At 61.0% G+C, this 15,093-nt stretch carries 14 protein-coding genes; all 14 read left to right on the top strand.

Features of this window, described 5'->3' with window-relative positions; all coding sequences use genetic code 11:
- Positions 1-14: 14 nt before the first annotated feature.
- The 14 genes from ispG (at position 15) to P353_RS26605 (ending at position 15,067) form a co-directional block, all read left to right on the top strand.
- Positions 15-1,295, top strand: coding sequence for a flavodoxin-dependent (E)-4-hydroxy-3-methylbut-2-enyl-diphosphate synthase (ispG, locus tag P353_RS26670; protein WP_034376385.1), 1,281 nt, complete (start codon positions 15-17; stop codon positions 1,293-1,295).
- Between the two features lie 235 nt (positions 1,296-1,530).
- Positions 1,531-2,799 (top strand): histidine--tRNA ligase, encoded by a 1,269-nt coding sequence (gene hisS / locus P353_RS26665; protein WP_232776954.1) that lies wholly within the window; start codon positions 1,531-1,533, stop codon positions 2,797-2,799.
- Positions 2,800-2,848: 49 nt separating this feature from the next.
- Entirely contained in the window at positions 2,849-3,526 is a 678-nt protein-coding gene (locus tag P353_RS26660) for a YfgM family protein (RefSeq protein ID WP_034359353.1), read from the top strand.
- Between the two features lie 2 nt (positions 3,527-3,528).
- Positions 3,529-4,704, top strand: a complete 1,176-nt coding sequence (gene bamB, locus P353_RS26655) for an outer membrane protein assembly factor BamB (RefSeq protein ID WP_052085031.1) — start codon at positions 3,529-3,531, stop codon at positions 4,702-4,704.
- A gap of 15 nt (positions 4,705-4,719) precedes the next feature.
- Complete coding sequence (der, locus tag P353_RS26650; RefSeq protein WP_034376381.1) at positions 4,720-6,060, top strand: ribosome biogenesis GTPase Der; 1,341 nt, start codon at positions 4,720-4,722, stop codon at positions 6,058-6,060.
- Between the two features lie 104 nt (positions 6,061-6,164).
- Complete coding sequence (hfq, locus tag P353_RS26645) at positions 6,165-6,422, top strand: RNA chaperone Hfq (protein ID WP_034376379.1); 258 nt, start codon at positions 6,165-6,167, stop codon at positions 6,420-6,422.
- Between the two features lie 101 nt (positions 6,423-6,523).
- Positions 6,524-7,687, top strand: coding sequence for a GTPase HflX (hflX, locus tag P353_RS26640; protein ID WP_196354100.1), 1,164 nt, complete (start codon positions 6,524-6,526; stop codon positions 7,685-7,687).
- 71 nt (positions 7,688-7,758) lie between these two features.
- Positions 7,759-9,150: an FtsH protease activity modulator HflK gene (hflK, locus tag P353_RS26635; RefSeq protein WP_034376374.1), complete on the top strand. Its 1,392-nt coding sequence runs from the start codon at positions 7,759-7,761 to the stop codon at positions 9,148-9,150.
- A gap of 11 nt (positions 9,151-9,161) precedes the next feature.
- A complete protein-coding gene (hflC, locus tag P353_RS26630) occupies positions 9,162-10,052 on the top strand; it encodes a protease modulator HflC (RefSeq protein WP_003063801.1) in 891 nt (296 codons plus the stop codon).
- Between the two features lie 155 nt (positions 10,053-10,207).
- On the top strand, positions 10,208-10,396 hold the full coding sequence (locus tag P353_RS26625; protein WP_034376371.1) for a DUF2065 family protein: 189 nt from the start codon (positions 10,208-10,210) through the stop codon (positions 10,394-10,396).
- A 93-nt stretch (positions 10,397-10,489) separates the two neighbouring features.
- Positions 10,490-11,638: an ATP phosphoribosyltransferase regulatory subunit gene (locus P353_RS26620; RefSeq protein WP_034376369.1), complete on the top strand. Its 1,149-nt coding sequence runs from the start codon at positions 10,490-10,492 to the stop codon at positions 11,636-11,638.
- A 37-nt stretch (positions 11,639-11,675) separates the two neighbouring features.
- A complete protein-coding gene (locus P353_RS26615; protein ID WP_034376367.1) occupies positions 11,676-13,052 on the top strand; it encodes an adenylosuccinate synthase in 1,377 nt (458 codons plus the stop codon).
- A gap of 40 nt (positions 13,053-13,092) precedes the next feature.
- Positions 13,093-13,617, top strand: a complete 525-nt coding sequence (locus tag P353_RS26610; protein ID WP_034376365.1) for a phosphoribosyltransferase — start codon at positions 13,093-13,095, stop codon at positions 13,615-13,617.
- Positions 13,618-13,897: 280 nt separating this feature from the next.
- Complete coding sequence (locus tag P353_RS26605) at positions 13,898-15,067, top strand: YncE family protein (protein WP_034376364.1); 1,170 nt, start codon at positions 13,898-13,900, stop codon at positions 15,065-15,067.
- Positions 15,068-15,093: the final 26 nt, after the last annotated feature.

The raw sequence follows: 15,093 nt of genomic DNA, 5'->3' as shown, positions 1-15,093 counted from the left end.
CGAGGTAAACAAGAGTGCAAGATTCTCAAAGCTCGCAGCAGCTCAGCCAGGCGATAGCCGTCGCCAGCCCGCTGCCGCGCAAATCGCGCCAGGCCCGTGTGGTTTGGCGCAACAACGTGGTCACAGTGGGGGGCGATGCGCCCGTGCGCGTGCAGTCCATGACCAATACCGACACCGTGGATGCGGTGGAGACTGCCATCCAGGTGCGCCAGCTGGCCCAGGCCGGCTCGGAGATGGTGCGCATCACGGTGAACACGCCCGAGGCGGCGGCGGCCGTGCCCTATATCCGCGAGCAGCTCGATCGCATGGGCGAGTATGTGCCGCTGGTCGGGGACTTCCACTACAACGGCCACCGTCTGCTGACCGACTACCCCGATTGCGCCCAGGCGCTGTCCAAGTACCGCATCAACCCCGGCAACGTGGGCAAGGGCGACAAAAAAGACAAGCAGTTCGGTCAGATGATCGAGATTGCGGCCAAATACGACAAGGCCGTGCGCATCGGTGTGAACTGGGGCTCGCTGGACCAGGAAATCATGGCCGATCTGATGGACCAGAACAGCCGTCGCGAGAAGCCCTGGGAGACGCGCCAGGTCATGTACGAGGCGCTGATCACCTCGGCCATCAGCTCGGCCGAGCTGGCGAGGAACATCGGCCTGAACCCCGACAACATCATCCTGTCCTGCAAGGTCAGCGGTGTGCAGGATCTGATTTCGGTCTACCGCGAGCTGGCGCGCCGCTGCGACTATGCGCTGCACCTGGGCCTGACCGAGGCCGGCATGGGCACCAAGGGCACGGTGGCATCCACCGCAGCACTGTCGGTGCTGCTGCAAGAAGGCATCGGCGACACGATTCGCGTCTCGCTCACGCCCCAGCCAGGTGAAGCACGCACGCAGGAGGTCGTTGTAGCTTCCGAAATCCTGCAGGCCCTGGGTCTGCGCGTGTTCGTGCCCAGCGTCACCGCCTGCCCGGGCTGTGGCCGCACCACCAGCACCACCTTCCAGGAACTGGCCAAGAAGATCGACGATTTCCTGCGTGGTGAAATGCCGGTCTGGCGCACCCAGTTCCCTGGCGTGGAAGCCATGAAGGTAGCGGTGATGGGTTGCATCGTCAACGGCCCCGGCGAGAGCAAACATGCCGATATCGGCATCAGTCTGCCCGGCAATGGCGAGGCACCTGCAGCGCCAGTGTTCATCGACGGCGAGAAGGCCTTGACGCTGCGTGGCGAGCATATCGCCGAGGAGTTCCAGACCCTGGTGCTGGAATATGTGCAGCGCCGCTATGGCCAGAAGGCCTGAGCGACTTGAGCGCTTGCAGCGGCCCGGCATGCGGGTGGTGATTGCGCTTGCTGGCACAATGCCAGCGAGCCAAGACTTTGGAATTGATAGCTGCTTGCGCACTATCTGTATGGATTTGAATTAGGTTTCTAGCTAAAAAGCATACCTGCCAAGCGCAATGTGCTCTTGTTTTGCTAGTAACCCAAGTGTGAGACTTCACGTGGCCAAGAACGAAAAACTGACCGCCGTCAAAGGCATGAACGACATTCTCCCACCCGATTCGGCGCGTTGGGAGTGGTTTGAAGCCAAGGTGCGCGATCTGATGGGCCGCTTTGCCTATCGCAATATGCGCACCCCCATCGTCGAGCCCACGGCCCTGTTTGTGCGCGGCCTGGGCGAGGTGACCGATATCGTCGAAAAGGAGATGTACTCCTTCGAAGACAAGCTCAACGGCGAGCACCTGACCCTGCGTCCTGAAGGTACGGCCGGCGTGGTGCGTTCGGTGGTGGAAAACAATCTGCTGTACGAAGGCGGCAAGCGTCTGTTCTACATCGGCCAGATGTTCCGCCATGAACGTCCCCAGCGCGGCCGCTATCGCCAGTTCCACCAGGTCGGTGTGGAAGCCATGGGCTTTGCCGGCCCCGAGCTGGATGCCGAAGTGATTCTGCTGGCCGCTCAACTTTGGAAGGAGCTGGGCATTGAAGGCGTGCGCCTGGAGCTCAACAGCCTGGGCCAGCCCGAGGAGCGCAAGGCGCATCGCGCGGCCCTGATCGCTTACTTCGAGCAGCACACCGAGGTGATGGACGAAGAAGCCAAGCGCCGCATGTACAGCAATCCGCTGCGCGTGCTGGACACCAAGAATCCTGCCATGCAGGACATGGTCAACGCAGCGCCCAAGCTGATGGACTATCTGGGTGATGCCTCCAAGGCGCATCTGAAGGCTGTGCAGGACATTCTGGATGCCAACGATGTGGCCTGGAGCCTGAACCCGCGTCTGGTGCGCGGCATGGACTACTACAACCTCACGGTGTTCGAGTTCATTACCGACAAGCTGGGCTCGCAAGGCACCATCTGCGGCGGCGGCCGCTACGACTACCTGATCGAGGAAATCGGCGGCAAACCCGCTCCGGCCGTGGGCTGGGGTATGGGTGTGGAGCGCGTGCTCGAAGTGCTCAAGGAGGTGGGGGTAGAGATTCCCCAGCCCGCAGCCGATGTCTACGCCATCATTCCCGACGCCTCGGCGCTGCCCCAGGTCTTCAAGACCGTGCAGCAGCTGCGTGCAGCCGGTGTGGCGGTTCAGATGCATGCAGCGGCCGGCGGCTCGGCCGAGGGCATGGGCTCGATGAAGTCCCAGTTCAAGAAGGCCGATGGCTCGGGTGCACGCTTTGCTCTGATCTTCGGCTCCGACGAGCTGGCCCAGGGCAAGGTGACTGTGAAGTCGCTGCGCGACGGCGAAGGCCAGCAGGTGCAGCAAGCTCTGGCGGACGTGGCCCAGTGGGCCGGCAGCCTAAAATCGGCGGTTTGATTTTCCGCACCTCGTTTTTCGACCAGCGTTCCACTCAATCTAAGTAGCCATGGCAAATCATCTCGATCTTGAAGAACAAGAGCAAATTGAGCAGCTCAAGCATTTCTGGAATTCCTGGGGAACTCTGATCACCAGCGTGCTGGTCGTGGTCTTTCTCGGACTGGCCGGCTGGAACGGCTGGCAGTACTGGCAAAAGCGTCAGGCCACCCAGGCCTCGGCCCTGGAGTTCGCCGTGGACGAAGCGCTGACGGCCAAGGATGCGGCGCGCGCCGACCAGGCTTTCAGCGAGCTGCGGGACAAGTACGCAGGCACGGCGCAGGCAGCCCAGACGGCTTTGCTGATGGCCAAGGCCTCGGTGGATGCCGGCAAGCTCGATGATGCCAAGGCTCAGCTGAGCTGGGTGGCCGACAAGGGCGATGAAAGCTTCAAGGCGCTCGCTCGCATTCGTCTGTCTTCCGTGCTGGAGCAGCAAAAAAGCTATGACGAAGGCCTGAAGGTGCTTGAGGCGGCCATGCCTGAGTCCTATGCCGGTCTGCAGGCTGATCGCCGTGGCGATCTGTATGTGGCGCTGGGCAAGCAGGCTGAGGCGGTTGCCCAGTACCAGGCAGCCTACAAGGCACTGGACAAGGATCTGGACTACCGCCATCTGGTGGAATTCAAGCTGAACGCGCTGGGCGTGGCTCCTGAAGCCGCAACCCTGGTCAAGACAACGCCGTCGGAGAAATAATCTTGAAGACTTTTGCCCATCAAGTGAAGTCCGCTGCCCCTGCAGCGCAATCCGCAGCCCGTGTGCTGGTGCTGACTGCTGTGGCCGCGTCGCTGGCTGCCTGCTCCATGTTCGGCGGCAAGGACAAGCCCAAGCCTCTGGACCTGGGGCCCAATCCCGGCAAGATTGCGGTGCATCAGGCTTGGTCGGCCAAGCTCGGCAGCGAAGTGCCTCTGGCCATACCTGCGCTGGTGCAGGGCAATACCGTCACCGTGGTCACCAAAGATGGCAGCGTTACCACGCTTGATGGCAATACCGGCAGCCAGCTGGGCAAGTTCAGTGCGGGCGAGCCGCTGACCACCGGCGTGGGCAGCGACGGCCAGCGCACAGCGGTGGTTACACGCAGCAACCAGCTCATGGTGTTTGCCGAAGGCAAGCAGCTGTGGAAGAACAACCTGACCGCAGCGGTCTATACGCCGCCTCTGGTGGCTGGCGGCCGCGTGTTCGTGATGGCGGCTGATCGTTCTCTGGCGGCTTTCGATGCCAATACGGGTCGTGAGCTGTGGTCGGTTGAAGGCCCCAGCAATGAACCGCTTATTTTGCGACAGCCAGGCGTTTTGCAGGCCGTTGGTAATAATCTGGTGGTAGGCGTGTCCGGACGTCTGGCAGGAGTTGATCCTGACAATGGCTCGGTGCGCTGGATGGCTCCTCTGGCCGCACCGCGCGGGACCAACGATGTGGAGCGACTGGTGGATCTGGTCGGTCCCGTCAGCCGTGTGGGCAGCAGTGTCTGTGCACGTGCGTTCCAGGCCTCGGTGGGATGCGTGGATGTGAGCACGGCCAATGTGCGCTGGACGCAGACCTCCAAGGGTAGCGACGGCGTGGCGGGCGACGAGCAGGCCGTGTTTGGCGCGGAAGGCAACGGCACGGTGCAGGCCTGGAATCGTGCAGACGGTCAGCGTCTGTGGTCCATCGACAAGCTGCAGTACCGCAAGCTGACGGCGCCTCTGGTGCTGGGCCGCTCCGTGGTGCTGGCCGATGATTTGGGGACAGTGCATATGCTCTCGCGTGAAGACGGCTCTGCACTGGCCCGTTTGGAAACTGACAAGGCAGGAGTTGCCACTTCCCCGGTTGTCGCCGCCAATACTCTGGTGATCGTCAGCCGAAGCGGAACTGTGTATGGCTTCAAGCCGGATTGATAGGTTGTTTTTGGAATGAAGCCAGTTATTGCCCTGGTAGGGCGCCCCAATGTGGGCAAGTCGACGCTGTTCAATCGACTCACGAAGTCGAGGGATGCCATCGTCGCCGACTTTGCAGGGCTGACGCGTGACCGCCATTACGGCCAGGGCCGTCAGGGCAAGCATGAGTACATCGTCATCGATACGGGCGGTTTCGAGCCGGACGCATCGCGCGGCATCTTCAAGGAGATGGCCAAGCAGACGCAGCAAGCGGTGGCGGAAGCCGATGTCGTGATCTTCGTGCTGGATGCGCGCGCCGGCCTGTCCGGTCAGGATCACGAAATCAGCAACTACCTGCGCCGTCTGGGCAAGCCCACTATGCTGGTGGCCAACAAGGCCGAAGGCATGAAGGATGGCGTGCACCTGTCCGAGTTCTATGAGCTGGGTCTTGGCGAGGTCATGCCTGTATCCGCAGCCCATGGTCAGGGCGTGCGCAGCCTGGTGGATGCGGCTCTGGGTCTGCTGAATCTGCCGGAGCCTGAAGAAGAGGTCTTTGGCGAGGAAGACCAGAAGCCCGTGCGTCTGGCGGTGGCAGGTCGTCCCAATGCCGGCAAGTCCACGCTGATCAATACCTGGCTGGGTGAAGAGCGCCTGGTGGCTTTTGACATGCCCGGCACCACGCGCGATGCGATCACCGTGCCTTTCGAGCGCAATGGCCAGAAGTTCGAGCTGATCGATACAGCCGGTCTGCGCCGCAAGGGCAAGGTGTTTGAAGCCATCGAGAAATTCTCGGTGGTCAAGACGCTGCAGGCCATCGAAGGCGCCAACGTCGTGCTGCTGCTGATCGATGCCACGCAAGGCGTGACCGACCAGGACGCGCATATCGCGGGCTATATCCTGGAGAGCGGCCGCTCGGTCGTGTTGGGCATCAACAAATGGGATGCCGTGGATGACTACCAGCGTCAGATGCTGGAGCGTTCCATCGAGACGCGCCTGTCCTTCCTGAAGTTTGCGCCGCTGCATTTCATCTCGGCACAAAAGCGCCAGGGTCTCGAGCCGATGTGGAAGTCCATCATCCAGGCCCATCGTGCAGCCACCTGCAAGATGCCTACGCCGGTGTTGACGCGCATTCTGATGGAGTCGATCCAGTTCCAGACGCCCAAGAAGGTGGGAGCCTATCGTCCCAAGATGCGCTATGCCCACCAAGGTGGCATGAACCCGCCCATCATCGTGATCCATGGCAACTCGCTGGAGCTGGTCACCGATGCCTACAAGCGCTTTCTGGAAGGCCGTTTCCGCAAGGAGTTCAATTTGGTCGGCACCCCGTTGCGCATCGACTTGAAAACCTCCCATAATCCTTACGCCGACAAGGATTAATAACTGTCTGCTGGTGCCTGCGGGAAAACCCTTTTCGTTGTTTTTCCCGGGCCCTGTGGTAATGTGTCGGTTTACAACAACACTCTTCGAACACGGAGAATATCGTGAGCAATAAAGGTCAACTCCTCCAAGATCCGTTCCTGAACGCACTGCGTCGTGAACATGTGCCGGTCTCCATCTATCTGGTCAACGGCATCAAGCTGCAGGGCCAAATCGAGTCGTTCGACCAATATGTGGTGCTTCTGCGCAACACTGTGACCCAGATGGTTTACAAGCACGCCATCTCCACCATCGTTCCCGGTCGCGCCGTGAATTTCTCGGCCGCTACTCCGGCTGACAACGACGCCGCTGCTGCTGCCTAAGCTTTCTTGCGTCAACGCCCGCCGGCTAGCCCGGCGCGGCTTTTACCCTACGGGACAGGTATTTGAGTTCTGAATCCTTTGAACGTTCCGCGTCTGCGCCAGTGCTGCTGGTGGGCGTGGATTTTGGTGTTCCCCATTTTGACGACGAGCTGGAAGAGCTGGGCCTGCTGGCACAGACCGCTGGCTTGCAACCCGTGGCCCGCTTGACCTGCAAGCGCAAAGCCCCCGATCCCGCGTTGTTCGTGGGCAGTGGCAAGGCGGATGAGATCCGCATGCTGGCCCAGATGCACGGTGCCAAGGAAGTCTGGTTCGACCAGGCCCTGAGTCCGGCACAGCAGCGCAATCTGGAGCGCCATATCCAGATGCCGGTCAACGACCGGACCATGCTGATTCTGGAAATCTTCGCTCAGCGCGCACGCAGCCATGAAGGCAAGCTGCAGGTGGAGCTGGCTCGCCTGCAATACATCAGCACGCGCCTGGTGCGCCGCTGGAGTCACCTGGAGCGTCAGGCCGGCGGTATCGGCGGCCGTGGCGGTCCCGGTGAAAAGCAGATCGAGCTGGACCGCCGCATGATTGACGAAGCCATCAAGCGCACCAAGGAGCGCCTGAAAAAGGTCAAGAAGCAGCGTTCTACGCAGAGGCGCCAGCGCTCGCGTCGCGAAGTTTTCAATATTTCCCTGGTTGGCTATACCAATGCCGGCAAATCCACGCTGTTCAATGCCATGGTGAAGGCTCGCGCCTATGCCGCAGATCAGCTGTTTGCCACGCTGGATACCACCACCCGGCAGATGTATCTGGCGGAGGCCGAGGAGTCGGTCTCGCTGTCGGATACCGTCGGTTTTATTCGTGACTTGCCGCACGGTCTGGTGGATGCTTTCCAGGCGACCTTGCAGGAGGCGATTGACGCCGATCTGCTGCTGCATGTCGTGGATGCATCGAACCCCGGATTCCCGGAACAAATACAACAAGTCCAAAAAGTTCTGGGTGAAATCGGGGCCGATGATGTGCCCCAGATTCTGGTTTTCAACAAGCTGGATGCCATTGAGCCCGAGCGTCAGCCTGCCATGCTGCAGGATATGTATGAGCTCGATGGCACGCCGGTGCCGCGTGTGTTTGTCAGTGCTCGCTCGGGGCAGGGACTGGCGCAGCTGCGGCAGATGTTGGCTGACCGGGTTTTGCAGGTACGTGAAGAGGCGGCACGCGAAGAAGTCGAGGGGCAGGACGATACGTACTGGATGTCCCCTGATGACGACGCGCAATACTAGGGGCTTGCGTTCCTATTGGGCACAATGCTTGCCATGGTCCATGTCTTTTTGAAAACACAGAGACGTCTCGCATGAATTTTTCACAACGCGTCCATCGCCTGGCGGTGCTGCCGCAACGCATTCGCGGGATGTTCAATTTGAACGATCCGCGCTGGGGTCGTGGCGACAACAACAACGAAGATGGCTCCAAGCCGGACAGCTCGGCACCCGAAGGGGAGCGTCCTCCGATGCCGCCCGCACCCGAGCAGCGGCCCCGTCCTTCCTCTCCTCAACAAGGCCAGCCGCCTGATCTGGAGGAGGTGTGGCGTGATCTCAATCGCAAGCTTTCCGGTCTGTTCGGTGGTGGCTCCGGCAATGGCCGTGGTGTGCCGCCCAGCCGCAGTGGCGGTCAGCCTGGCGAGCCTTTCAACCCCGGCAAGGGAATTTTCCTGATTGCCGGCGTGGCCGTGCTGATCTGGCTGGGTACGGGCTTTTTCATCGTGCAGGAAGGCCAGCAGGCCGTCATCACGCAGTTTGGCAAGTACAAGAGCACGGTGGGAGCGGGCTTCAACTGGCGCCTGCCTTATCCCGTTCAAAAGCATGAGCTGGTCTATGTTTCGCAGATTCGCTCGGCCGAGGTAGGTAGCGACAACATCGTGCGCAGCACGGGGCTGCGTGAATCGGCAATGCTCACCGAGGACGAGAACATCGTCGAGATCAAGTTTGCCGTGCAGTACCGCCTGAGCGATGCGCGAGCATGGCTGTTCGAAAGCCGCAGTCCTTCCGAGGCCGTGATCCAGGTGGCAGAGTCCGCCGTGCGTGAAGTCGTCGGCAAGATGAAGATGGACGCGGCTTTGGCTGAGGAGCGTGACCAGATCGCGCCGCGAGTACGTGATCTGATGCAGTCCATTCTGGATCGCTACAAGGTGGGCGTTGAAGTGGTGGGCATCAATATGCAGCAAGGCGGCGTGCGGCCGCCCGAGCAGGTGCAGGCCTCGTTTGACGATGTGCTCAAGGCTGGTCAGGAGCGTGAGCGTGCCAAGAATGAGGCCCAGGCTTATGCCAACGATGTGGTGCCCCGCGCTGCGGGTGCAGCGGCGCGTCTGGGTGAGGAGGCAGCAGCCTACAAGGCCAAGATCGTGGCCCAGGCTCAGGGTGATGCAGGGCGCTTCAGTTCGCTGTATTCCGAGTACCAGAAGGCTCCTCAGGTCACGCGTGATCGCCTCTACATCGATGCGATGCAGCAGGTCTACACCAACGTGACCAAGGTTCTGGTTGAGTCGCGTCAGGGCTCAAATCTGCTGTATCTGCCGCTGGACAAGATCATGCAGAACGTGACCGGCGGCGCAACTGCTCCTGCTGCGTCGGGTGATGCAGCTGCCGGCGGCGCCGCTTCGGCTCCAGCCAACGTACGTGTAGTTCCCAATCCCGCCGGTGACGCCCGCAGCCGCGATGCGCGCAGCCGTGACCGTGACGCACGCTAGGAGAGAATGCAGTGAATCGAATCGGATTTTTTGTCACCAGCATTCTCGTGGTGCTGGCCTTGCTGAGCTCCACCCTGTTCGTGGTGGATCAGCGTCAGTTCGGTGTGGTCTATGCGCTGGGGCAGATCAAGGAAGTGATCACCGAGCCCGGGCTTAACTTCAAGCTGCCGCCACCGCTGCAGAACGTGCGCTACATCGACAAGCGTCTGTTGACGCTCGACAGCACCGATACCGAGCCCATGCTCACGGCTGAAAAGCAGCGCGTGGTCATCGACTGGTATGTGCGCTGGCGCATCTCCGAGCCTTCGGAATACATCCGTAACGTGGGTCTGGATGAATCTGCCGGTGCCATGCAGCTCAACCGTGTGGTACGCAATGCCTTTCAGGAAGAGATCAACCGCCGCACCGTGCGTGAGCTGCTGTCTTCCAAGCGTGAAACGCTGATGGCCGACGTCAAGCGTGAAGTGCTGGAAACCGTGCGCGGCTCCAAGCCCTGGGGTGTCGACATCGTCGATGTGCGCATCACTCGCGTGGACTATGCCGAGACCATCACCGAGTCCGTCTATCGCCGTATGGAGGCCGAACGCAAGCGCGTGGCCAACGAGTTGCGCTCCACAGGTGCGGCTGAGGGTGAAAAGATTCGCGCCGAGGCCGACCGTCAACGTGACATCACCATTGCCAATGCCTACCGCGATGCCCAGAAGATCAAGGGTGAGGGCGATGCTGAAGCAGCACGTGTCTACGCAGAAGCCTTTGGCAAGGATCCGCAGTTTGCGCAGTTCTATCGCAGCCTGGATGCTTACAAGGAGAGCTTCTCCAAGAAGAGCGATGTGCTGGTGCTCGATCCTTCGCAAAGCGACTTCTTCAAGGCTTATCGCAGTGGCGGCTCTGCTGGCAAATAAGCCTTGGCTTGCGGAAATTCGGATCAGGCATGGTGGCATGGTGTATTGCCGATAGCAGTGCCTGTTGTGCATCCTTGTTTGCGCAAGTTCGGAAAGCTTTGACAGCGATATAAGCAATGGCCCCTTGAGGGCCATTGCTCATTGGGGGGATGGCAATGGACTGGTGGGAGAGTCTGGGGCTGGCGATCGCCATGCTGCTGGTGCTGGAAGGGCTGCTGCCCCTGTTCGCGCCCAGGCTGTGGCGCCAGCTGTTTGCCCAGCTGCTGCAACTCAGGGATGGGCAGCTGCGCTTTTGCGGATTGCTCTGTATCGCAGCAGGCGCCATCATGCTGGTGCTGCTTTGAATACTGCCGATACTGGCTAGGCCTTAGCGGTCAAATTGGGCAGGGCTGGCAAAGCCGGTAGAATCGCATTTTTAACAGCCTCCCCATTTCTCCATGTCTGCTTGGGTCCTGCCGGATCACATTGCCGATGTTTTGCCCTCCGAGGCACGGCACATCGAAGAATTGCGTCGAGGATTGCTCGATACTGCGCGCAGCTATGGCTATGAGCTTGTCATGCCACCCATGCTGGAGTATCTGGAGTCCTTGTTGACGGGTACAGGCGAAGCTCTTGCCCTTCAAACCTCCAAACTGATTGACCAGCTCTCCGGTCGCACCATGGGCCTGCGCGCAGACATGACGCAGCAGGTGGCACGCATTGATGCACATTTGCTCAATCGCAAGGGCGTAACCCGTCTGTGCTACTGTGGCCCTGTCGTTCATGCGCGCCCCGATCGTCCGCGTGCCACGCGTGAGCCGCTTCAGTTCGGTGCTGAAATCTACGGCCATCAAGGCCTGGAAGCCGACCTCGAAGCCTTGCACCTGGCTCTGGACTGCCTCAAGGGTGCGGGCGTCAAGGACGTCATCGTGGATCTGGCCGATGTGCGCATCGTGCGCAGTCTGCTGGCCGGCGTGATGGTGGACGAGCAAGTGCTGCGAGGCGTTCATGCAGCCCTGGCTTCCAAGGATGCAACCGAGCTGGCCCAGCTGACCCGCGATTTCCCTGAGGCCTCGCGTGAAGGCCTGATGGCGCTGCTGCAGCTGTACGGCGGCATGGAAGTGCTCGATCAAGCTGAAAAGCTGCTGGAGCGCACTGCCGGCGTGCGCAATGTGCTGTCACATTTGCGCTGGCTGGTGCAGCACCTGGATGGCGTCAAGGTCAGCTTCGACCTGGCCGATCTGCGTGGCTACTCCTACTACAGCGGCACGCGCTTTGCGATCTATGTGCCCGGCGGCAGCGATGCCCTGGTGCGCGGTGGCCGTTACGACGAAGTCGGTGCAGTGTTCGGGCGCAATCGTCCCGCTGCCGGCTTCAGCCTCGATATCAAACAACTGGTGGCTGTCGTGCCCGAGCGTCCGCTCAAGGCAGCCATTCGCGCTCCCTGGGGCGATGACGCGCAAGTGGCTGCCGCCATTGCCGCATTGCGCCAGCAGGGCGAGACGGTGGTCTGCGTGCTGCCAGGGCATGAAAGCGAAGTGGATGAGTTCCACTGCGACCGTGAGCTTGCCAATGTCGGCGGGCAATGGGTCGTGCAAGCCATTTAAGGCATTTGACTAATTCTTCGATTTATCGGATTGGAATATGAATACATCCAAAGGTCGCAATGTGGTCGTCGTCGGCACCCAGTGGGGTGATGAGGGCAAGGGCAAGCTGGTCGACTGGCTGACCGAGAGCGCCAGCGGCGTCGTGCGTTTCCAGGGCGGCCACAACGCTGGTCACACACTGGTCATCAACGGCGTGAAGACGGCTCTGCACCTGATTCCCAGCGGCATCATGCGCCCCGGCGTGAAGTGCTACATCGGCAACGGTGTGGTGCTCTCCGTGGGCAAGCTGTTTGAAGAAATCGAAGGTCTGGAAAAGGCCGGCGTGCAAGTGCGTGAGCGCCTGCGCGTGTCTGAAGCCTGCCCGCTGATCCTGCCTTTCCACCAGGCTCTGGACGTGGCCCGTGAAGCGGCCCGTGAAAAGGGTGGCGTGCAGAAGATCGGCACCACCGGCAAGGGCATCGGCCCTTCCTACGAAGACAAGATTGCCCGCCGCGCCCTGCGCGTGCAGGACCTGAAGCACCCCGAGCGCTTCGCCACCAAGCTGCGCGAGCTGCTGAGCCTGCACAACCACATTCTGGTGAATGTGCTGGGTTCCAAGAACTTCGACTTCGGTGCCGGCCTGGCTCCCTACATGAAGGATGGCGAAGTTCAGTTCGACGCCGTGTACGAAGAAGCCATGCGTCATGCCGAGCTGATCAAGCCCATGATTGCCGACGTGTCGCGAGAGCTCAACGCAGTGCACGCCGAAGGCGGCAACCTGCTGTTCGAAGGCGCGCAAGGCACGCTGCTGGACGTGGATCATGGCACCTACCCCTATGTCACCTCGTCCAACTGCGTGGCCGGCAATGCCGCCGCAGGCGCTGGCGTGGGCCCAGGTCTGCTGCACTACATCCTGGGCATCACCAAGGCTTACTGCACCCGCGTGGGCGGCGGTCCCTTCCCCACCGAGCTGGAATGGGAAAAGGAAGGCACTCCCGGCTGGGTCATGTCCACCGTGGGCGCTGAGAAGGGCGTGACCACCGGCCGCTCGCGCCGCTGCGGCTGGTTCGATGCTGCGCTGCTCAAGCGTTCGGCCCAGATCAACGGTCTGTCCGGTCTGTGCATCACCAAGCTGGACGTGCTGGACGGCATCGAAGAGCTGCAACTGTGCGTGGGCTATGAGCTCGACGGCGAGAAGATCGACCTGCTGCCTCTGGGCGCGGACGATATCGAGCGCTGCAAGCCCATCTACGAATCCATCCCCGGCTGGACAGACTCCACCGTGGGTGTGACCGAGTACGACAAGCTGCCCGTGAATGCTCGCCGTTATCTGGACCGTATCGCTGAAGTGACCGGTGTGCCCATTGCCATGGTGTCCACCAGCCCCGACCGCGACCACACCATCCTGATGCACAACCCGTACAGCGCCGCCTGATCGGGCCGGGTTTTACTGAACTTTCAAAGGAACTGTGCCCATGCTGACAGAAGACGGTAAGCACCTGTATGTGAGCTACGACGAGTACCACGGTCTCATCGAAAAGCTCGCCATCAAGATCCACCAGTCCGGCTGGGAATTCGACACCATCCTGTGCCTGGCACGCGGTGGTCTGCGCCCCGGCGACATCCTGAGCCGCATTTTCGACAAGCCTCTGGCCATCATGTCCACCAGCTCCTACCGCGCCGAAGCCGGCACGGTGCAGGGCCATCTGGACATCGGTCGCTTCATTGCCACGCCCAAGGGCGACATTTCCGGCCGCGTGCTGCTGGTGGACGATCTGGCGGACTCGGGCGCCACGCTCAAGGCCGTGATTGCCATGCTCAAGACCAACTACGCACCCATTACGGAGCTGCGCAGCGCCGTGATCTGGACCAAGGGTGTGTCGACCTTCGAGCCTGACTATTCGGTGGACTTCCTGGGTACCAACCCCTGGATTCACCAGCCTTTCGAATGCTATGACACGCTGAATCCCGAAAAGCTGGCGGAGAAGTGGAAGGTCTGAGGACCCGTCACTGACGTTGGCAAAGGAGCCCTTTTAGGGCTCCTTTTTTTATAGAGCAATGATGTTCATCAATAAATGAGCGCCATGTGCCTTTATTTCAACGGTTTCAGGCTTTTTTAAAGCTGTACCGTAATAAAAGTAGGAGCTAACTGCTCCTGTTTTTGAATTGTTGTCATGATGCTGCCTGCGCCGATAAGGCAAGTCTCGCGTGGCATTTCAACAAGCTTTGTAAACCAGAAGGCTTGTGTTGGCAGCGGCTGCATTGGCGCAGCTACACTGCATGGATTCTGAGAAGGTGGTGGTTGTGGGACGTCTTTCTATTGGGCGCACTGGCGCTGCTGTGGCATTGGTCGTGGGCGTGGGCGCTGCGGCATGGTTGGGGGCTTCGGCCTTGCCCGGTTTCAAGTCTGCCAAGGCAGCCGCACCAGCGGTCGCGGCAGTGCCTGCAGTCACGCCCGCAGCTGCTGTACCGGCCGGTGCAGCGCCTGTGCCGCCTGCCGCCGTCAAGCCGGCACAGGCAGCGCGTGCCGTTCAAGGCCCCACGCCCATCTTTGTGCTGAACTCCCTGGATGCGTCCATCAGCGTGATCGATCCGCAGACATGGAAAGAGCAGTCGCGCATTCCCACGGGCAAGGAGCCTCATCACCTGTACCTGACGCCAGATGAGAAGTCGCTGGTGGTGGCCAATGCCCTGGGCGATTCGCTGACGCTGGTGGATCCCCGCACGGGGGCAGTGCAGCGCGTGATCCGCGACATCGTGGACCCGTACCATCTGCGCTTTTCACCGGACATGAAGTGGTTCGTCACGGCAGCCAACCGCCTCAACCACATCGATTTCTACCGCTGGGATGCGGCCACGCAGACGCCGACGCTGGTCAAGCGCGTCTCCACCGGCAAGACGCCCAGCCATCTGTTCATCGACGCGCAGAGCAAGACGCTGTACTCCACCATGCAGGACAGCGATGCCCTGGTGGCCATCGATATCGCCACCCAGACCATCAAGGCTCGCGTGCCCACCGGCCCCATGCCTGCGGACGTCTACGGCAGCCCTGACGGCAAAAAGCTGTTTGTCGGCCTGACGGGCGGCGATGGCGTCGAGGTGTTCGACATCACCGGCGCCGAGCCACGCAGTCTGGGTCAGATCAAGACGGCTGCCGGAGCGCATGCCTTCCGTGCCGCCGGCGATGACCGCCATCTGTACGTGAGCAATCGCGTGGCCAATACCATCAGCAAGATCGATATGGTCAGCAGCCAGGTCGTGGCCAGCTACCCGGCGCCTGGCGGCCCGGACTGCATGGATGTCTCGGCCGACGGCCGCTACATCTTTGTGGCCTCGCGCTGGGCGCGCAAGCTGTCGGTGATCGACACAGTGGAGAAGAAGGTGGTCAATCAGGTCAATGTGGGCAAGTCGCCCCACGGGGTCTGGACGCTGTCCCACGCCGCGCGCTAAAGCGCTGGTCCCGGCTGCGTCGGAGT

Source organism: Comamonas testosteroni (assembly GCF_000761245.1).
In the GTDB taxonomy this organism is placed as follows: Bacteria; Pseudomonadota; Gammaproteobacteria; order Burkholderiales; family Burkholderiaceae_C; genus Comamonas; species Comamonas testosteroni_C.
This window is presented reverse-complemented; position numbering and strand designations above follow the sequence as displayed.

Excerpts from the sequence above, each read along its gene's own strand:
- hisS (WP_232776954.1), top strand. The coding sequence starts at position 1,531 with ATGAACGACATTCTCCCACCCGATTCGGCGCGTTGGGAGTGGTTTGAA.
- P353_RS26660 (WP_034359353.1), top strand. The coding sequence starts at position 2,849 with ATGGCAAATCATCTCGATCTTGAAGAACAAGAGCAAATTGAGCAGCTC.
- der (WP_034376381.1), top strand. The coding sequence starts at position 4,720 with ATGAAGCCAGTTATTGCCCTGGTAGGGCGCCCCAATGTGGGCAAGTCG.
- hflK (WP_034376374.1), top strand. The coding sequence starts at position 7,759 with ATGAATTTTTCACAACGCGTCCATCGCCTGGCGGTGCTGCCGCAACGC.
- P353_RS26625 (WP_034376371.1), top strand. The coding sequence starts at position 10,208 with ATGGACTGGTGGGAGAGTCTGGGGCTGGCGATCGCCATGCTGCTGGTG.
- P353_RS26620 (WP_034376369.1), top strand. The coding sequence starts at position 10,490 with ATGTCTGCTTGGGTCCTGCCGGATCACATTGCCGATGTTTTGCCCTCC.
- P353_RS26615 (WP_034376367.1), top strand. The coding sequence starts at position 11,676 with ATGAATACATCCAAAGGTCGCAATGTGGTCGTCGTCGGCACCCAGTGG.
- P353_RS26610 (WP_034376365.1), top strand. The coding sequence starts at position 13,093 with ATGCTGACAGAAGACGGTAAGCACCTGTATGTGAGCTACGACGAGTAC.
- P353_RS26605 (WP_034376364.1), top strand. The coding sequence starts at position 13,898 with ATGGATTCTGAGAAGGTGGTGGTTGTGGGACGTCTTTCTATTGGGCGC.